This window comes from Lutibacter sp. (assembly GCF_040883305.1).
In the GTDB taxonomy this organism is placed as follows: domain Bacteria; phylum Bacteroidota; class Bacteroidia; order Flavobacteriales; family Flavobacteriaceae; genus Lutibacter.
The window spans coordinates 1-6,121 of sequence record NZ_JBFLKT010000283.1 but is presented as its reverse complement, the minus strand read 5'-3'; the positions used below and the strand labels follow the sequence as shown (position 1 = coordinate 6,121).

General features: G+C 30.4%; 4 protein-coding genes and 1 pseudogene. 2 read left to right on the top strand and 3 right to left on the bottom strand.

Annotated features, from left to right (window positions below; translation table 11 throughout):
* Window positions 1-294: 294 nt before the first annotated feature.
* Entirely contained in the window at window positions 295-3,516 is a 3,222-nt protein-coding gene (locus AB1Z17_RS09015; RefSeq protein WP_368051475.1) for a glycosyl hydrolase, read from the bottom strand.
* 301 nt (window positions 3,517-3,817) lie between these two features.
* Here AB1Z17_RS09015 and AB1Z17_RS09010 point away from each other — a divergent pair, with 301 nt between their 5' ends.
* Complete coding sequence (locus tag AB1Z17_RS09010) at window positions 3,818-4,654, top strand: sulfurtransferase (RefSeq protein WP_368051474.1); 837 nt, start codon at window positions 3,818-3,820, stop codon at window positions 4,652-4,654.
* A gap of 94 nt (window positions 4,655-4,748) precedes the next feature.
* On the opposite strand, the gene AB1Z17_RS09005 is transcribed toward AB1Z17_RS09010, so the two are convergent.
* Entirely contained in the window at window positions 4,749-5,117 is a 369-nt protein-coding gene (locus tag AB1Z17_RS09005; RefSeq protein WP_368051473.1) for a GerW family sporulation protein, read from the bottom strand.
* A gap of 12 nt (window positions 5,118-5,129) precedes the next feature.
* Complete coding sequence (locus AB1Z17_RS09000; RefSeq protein ID WP_368051472.1) at window positions 5,130-5,600, bottom strand: hypothetical protein; 471 nt, start codon at window positions 5,598-5,600, stop codon at window positions 5,130-5,132.
* A 278-nt stretch (window positions 5,601-5,878) separates the two neighbouring features.
* Between AB1Z17_RS09000 and AB1Z17_RS08995 the strand changes: the two are divergent.
* Window positions 5,879-6,121, top strand: a pseudogene (locus AB1Z17_RS08995) (hypothetical protein); the annotation flags it as partial.

Genomic DNA, 6,121 nt, shown 5'->3' with positions numbered 1-6,121 from the left:
TAAAGTGTTTTCTGAAATTTCCAATAAACTATTTTGTTCTTGTTTTCTGTTGTGAAAATTCAGTCGAGCAATTAAAGGTAACTCATTATATAATAATAAAACCTGACTTTATCCCATTCAACAAATGGGATAAACGTATGTTCTATTTGTATTTAGTAGCAGCAATTTTTTTTAATTTTCTTCAAAAATTATACTCAAATTTAATGAGTTAGGTTTATAAATTGTATGATAAATGTCAAGTAACAAAAAAAGCCAAGTAAAACAACTTGGCTTTTTTAAACAATTAATTAGTATTTATTCTTCGTAATTTCTTCGTTGCGGTGACACATTAAACAACACACCTCCTGCATTTTCAAACTCTTTTTCAAGACTTGGAATTTCAATTGTAAATAACGCATTCAACTTACCTGAAATGCCATTAAAAGCATCTTGTGCTAATTTAAATTGCTCTTTTTGTGCTCCAGTAATATCTACTTGTGCAGAATATGTGGTATATAATGCATATCCGTTACGAGATGCTACAGAATTCTTAGCTCCAAATCCGCCAACAATTATTTTAGCAACTTTGTCAACTTCCTTTTGAGCTTCATTTAACTTAGTTACAAGTACATTTGCTTCCACAGGCGTTTTTTCTAGAATTGCTTTCATATTAGAAATTCTCGTATTCATATCTCTTATTTTTCCATTAGCCGCAGTTACGTTTGCATTTAAATCGTACACTCCTTTTAAGAAACTAAAATTAGCTTCGTAATTTGGTGTTCCCAATGCATTTGGCAATGAAATTACTTTAAATCTAGTAGGTTCAACAAGACGCGTAAATTTGCCATTTTCGTTTTTATCTAAAGCAACTTTATACGTTCCTGGTGGTACTTTTATACCTCTATTGGTTAAGTAACTTAAATCCCAAGAAATACTGTTATAACCCTTTTTAAGTGGCGCTTCAATTTTACGTACAATACTATTTGCATTGTTATAAATAGTAAATACCAGATTTGGCTTTACTTCATCACTTTCTAGTCGTAACTCCTCTTCTGAAGGATAATAATACGTTCCCGATTTTTCTGAAGCTTTTTGTTTTTTAATTCTTTGTTGTTTTAAAGATTCAAAACCATTTTTTACATAATATTCAAACTTAGCAGCTGGATCTGGATTTTCGGCTCTAAAATACACATCTCCTTGATAGTTTAAATTACTTGAAGGAAAATATAATAAGGTTTCATCAATTTCAAAAATATGCGCTTCTTTTTCAGGAATTGAAGGATTTAATTCTCTTAAGGATGAATAATTATCTAACACATAAAATCCTCTACCAAAAGTAGCTACTACTAAATCATTTTCTCTTTCTTGAATAGTGATGTCTTTTACTTGAATGGTAGGAATTCCCTTTTTAATCTGCACCCATTTGTTACCGCCATCAATAGTAGTCCAAACACCCCATTCTGTTCCAATAAATAATATATTAGGATTTACATGGTCTTCTTGAATACAATACACAGTTCCCGAAGGTAAATTTGAAGCTATAGAACTCCATGTTTTACCGTTATCGGTACTTTTAATCAAATAAGGTGTAAAATCGCTGCTATTTTTTCTTCCATCAAAACAAGCATATACAGTACCTTGTGTGTGTTGAGAAGGTAAAATATAATTTACAAACGTCATTTCTGGAACTCCTGTAAACTTGTCGTAACGAGTCCAATTTTCACCATCATTTTCTGAAGTCCAAATCAATCCGTCATCAGTTCCAACATACAACATTCCTTGTTTTAAAGGAGATTCTGCCAATGCAAAAATGTTTCCAAATTTAGAAGTTGACATGTTTTTTGCAACTGCTTCTGGTGGCCACATTTTACCCATCATTGGCAAGGTGTTTTGATCGATTCCTCGCGTCATATCTCCACTTACCTTTTTCCAAGTTCCACCCATATCTGTACTTTTTAGCACATAATTTCCGCCAACATAAAGGGTTTTATTATTGAATTTACTGATAAAATATGGTGTATTCCAGTTCCAATTATACTCTTCATCTTCAGTAGGTTGTGGTTTAATTGAAATACTATTCCCTGTAGTTCTATCGTATCTTCTTAATCCACAATATTGAGATTCGCAATAATGAATATCTGGATTTTCAGGATCTGGAATCGATAAATATCCATCACCACCAATAGTATAGGTCCAATCTGCATTTACAATATTTCTTCTATGAGTTTGTGAAGGTCCAAACCACGAACCGTTATCTTGAGCGCCTCCATAAACATTGTAAAAAGGATAATCATTATCGGTACGCACATGGTAATATTGTGTAATTGGTAAATTGCTTTTAAACTGCCACGTTTTAGCTCTATCGTAACTTTCGTAAATACCACCATCACATCCTACTAAATAGTGATCGGTATCATTTGGATTTATCCAAAGTGCATGGCTATCTACGTGTTTATTTCTACCTTCTATATTTATCCAGGTTTTTCCTCCATCATCAGACAAACCATTACGTGTATCCATTAAAACTATTAAATCCGGGTCTATTGGATCTGCATACAACTCGTTATAATACTGTGGACTACTAGAAACTTTATCGCTTCTTTTAACCCAGCTTTCACCTCTATCATTTGAGCGGTAAACGCCTCCTTTATTTCCAGGAAGTTCAATAACAGCATATACGATTTCTGGATTAGAAGAAAGTGCCAAACCAATTCTTCCAACATCACCAGAAGGCAATCCTTTTGTTAATTTTCTCCAAGTTGCACCAGCATCTTCTGATTTGTAAATTGCAGATTCTGGTCCTCCATTAATTTTTGAATATACCCTACGTTCTCTTTGATGAGAAGTCGCATATAAAACATCTGGATTTCTAGGATCCATTTCCATATCAGAAACTCCTGTGTACTCACCTATTTCTAAAATTCTATTCCACGTTTTTCCGCCATCAATTGTTTTATACAAACCTCTTTCTCCTCCTGGACCCCAAGCCTGTCCCTGAGAAGCCACATAAACAACGTTACTATTTCTTGGATCAATCATAATTTTACCAATTTGAGAACTTGTTTTAAGTCCCATATTGGTAAACGATTTTCCGCCATCGGTAGTTTTATAAACACCATCTCCATAAGCTAAATTACGTTGTGTATTATTCTCTCCTGTTCCTACCCAAACAACATTAGAATTATTTGGATCCATTGCTAAACAACCAATTGAAAAAACCGATTCTTTGTCAAAAATTGGTTCAAAAGTTGTTCCGTGATTTATAGTTTTCCATAAACCTCCTGAAGCAACTCCAACATAATATTCTGAAGGGTTTTCTGGATTTACTGCAAAATCTGAAATTCTACCTGAATAAGCAGCCGGACCAATACTTCTAAAGCTTAACATATTTAATGTTTGATTGTTTAGCTCGAATTGCTCTGAAGTTTTATCGGTTTTCTTTTTCCTTTTTTGAGCAATAGTTTGCTGCGTAGAAAAAATAAAAAACACCAACAAAATACTTGAAATTATCCAACTTTTGTTTTTAATATAATTCATAAAATTGTGTTTAAATTGATTAAATAAAATTAGTTTACTAAAATAAACATTTTTTTAATGAATTTTAGATACTGCTTTAATATAGAATAATACTAAATAGTTAATTATTTGTCCGATTGAAGATTAAAGACCCTGCGCTGTTTGAATAAAGATTCAAGACTTGATCCAAACTAATTGAAATGAAGTATGTAATTTATTATTAATTTTCACACATCGTATTTTATTTAATAAAAGCTCCTTCAATTTCTATAGAAATAAAATTGAAAGTATATTTACAAAAACTATAATTAAAGATACAATTATGAAAAACACCATCGTATCAGTAAAATGGCTTCATAAAAATTTAAATAATCCTGATTTAGTTATCTTGGATGCCAGTCAAACAAAAACGATTAATAACACAACATCTAATTTTCAGGGGCTACAAATTAAGAACGCTCGTTTTTTTGATCTTAAAAATTCGTTTAGTAGAAAGGATACTGAATTACCAAATATGCTTCCCAATCCACAAGAATTTAAAGAAGAATGTCATAAATTAGGAATAAATAAATCCAGTAAAATTGTAGTTTACGATAACTTAGGAATCTATACCAGTCCCAGAGTTTGGTGGCTCTTTAAAACTATGGGACACAATAATATTGCTGTTTTAAATGGAGGTTTACCAGCTTGGCATAAAGAAGGTTTTGAATTAGAACCTTTTGCAAAAGACACTTACAATTTAGGTGATTTTGAAGCGACATTTCATCCAGAGTTAGTAAAAGATATTGAAGCTATAAAAACAAATTTAAAAACTAAAACCGCTATAGTAATTGATGCACGATCTGAAGGAAGATTCAACGGAACTGCTCCTGACCCAAGGCCTGATTTAAAAAGTGGACATATTCCAAATTCTATAAATTTGCCTTATTCTGAGGTTCTTGAAAATGGTAAATTTAAATCAGAAAAAAAACTAACAGAAATATTTAAAACCTTAAAACTAGATAATAATCCTTTAATTTTTACGTGTGGTTCTGGAATAACTGCTTGTATTATAATGCTTGCCTGTGAACTTGTTTCTAAAAATCCAAAGGCGGTTTATGATGGTTCTTGGACAGAATGGGCATCAGCAAAAGATGCTCCAATACACACTAAAACCTAATATCACTATAGTAAAAGACTGTTTAAAAAGAATATAATTATATCCATTTTTTAAACGGTCTTTTGTTAGTTTAAAAACAACATTAAAGTTTAAATTAAACTTCAGCACGCTCTTTACTTCTTTCTTTAATTATTTTTTCAACTAAATCCGGAACTTTTTCAAATAAAGCAGCTATCCCATGTGTTTTCCCTGCTTCAAGGAAAGAAATATGATCGCCTTTGGTAACTAAAAAACCTATTGGTTCAATACCAACTCCAGCTCCAGCTCCCATTCCTTCTGCGCTACGATCTTTCTTTTCACGATTTTCTCCTCCGCCTGAGCCAAATCCCATACCAACTTTTATAACTGGTACACATTTAAATTCTCCTAAATCAAATTGCTTTCCAATTACAGTTTCTGTGTTTGCTTCAGTCTTCATAAAATCTGTAATTTGTTTTAATAATTCTTCTAAATGTAAATCCATAATTTTTGATTTTTAATTGTTAATAAATGTTTTAATAATATTGAATGGGCTGTTTTGTAAATACAACACCATTTGGTTTCTACCTGCAAAATTGATTTTAAAATTTCCAAAATTATAATTCAGAACGGCAAAAACTGGGTATAACTTTGCATTTAGTATACAATCTCCAGTATCAATATTTATAAGTAATTTTTTTACTTTAAATGTTTTTAAAATTTTATATCCTTTTTTTAATCCAACACTTCGTTTGGTTTTATCATCGCTAATTTTAGCAGCCTTTTTTGATTTTTTTTTAGGTTCTATTCTAAACGGATAATAATAAAACTTAAAAAAGAATAGCTCCATTTTTACTTTTAGAACTGCAACTTTATCACTTTCCAAACTAATTTTAACAAAGTGCGTTAATTTTAAGTAATATGTATTTGCTATTGTATCTAAATAAATTACAATTGGAGCAACTAATAAATATACAATCAACAACAAAAACAGGACTATAAAAATCCCCAAATACATATTTCAAAATTTTATTTGAAGTACTGAATTTTAAAAATATTATGTTATGACGTGAATCAATTTAACGCCTAGAATTAAAAAAAATACTATGATTTTAATCAGTTTAAACAAACTTTTATTATTAAAATATAAAACTGTTATTGAGTATATATACAGCTAATATGACAATCGATTGATAAAATTTGATTAAATATTACGAGTTAAAAATAATTTATTATATTGGTAGTCAACTAACTACAAAAAATGTCATGAAATTTAGCAAATTTAGAATTCCCCATGTTTTCATTTTTCTTTTTTTAATAATTGTCTTTTGTTCAATATTTAGTTATTTAATTCCTTCTGGAAGTTTTGAAAGAGAAAAAGAAGTAATTAATAAAATAGAACAAAATGTTGTAGTATCAGGAAGCTATAAGGAAATACCAAAACATATTTCATTAAAAGGAGTGCTTATTGGTGAAAAAGTAGAGAAACACGCATCTCCAAATTCTGTT

What these genes read in the sequence shown, in the direction of transcription:
- AB1Z17_RS09015 (WP_368051475.1), bottom strand. Translation starts at nt 3,516, where the DNA reads ATGAATTATATTAAAAACAAAAGTTGGATAATTTCAAGTATTTTGTTG.
- AB1Z17_RS09010 (WP_368051474.1), top strand. Translation starts at nt 3,818, where the DNA reads ATGAAAAACACCATCGTATCAGTAAAATGGCTTCATAAAAATTTAAAT.
- AB1Z17_RS09005 (WP_368051473.1), bottom strand. Translation starts at nt 5,117, where the DNA reads ATGGATTTACATTTAGAAGAATTATTAAAACAAATTACAGATTTTATG.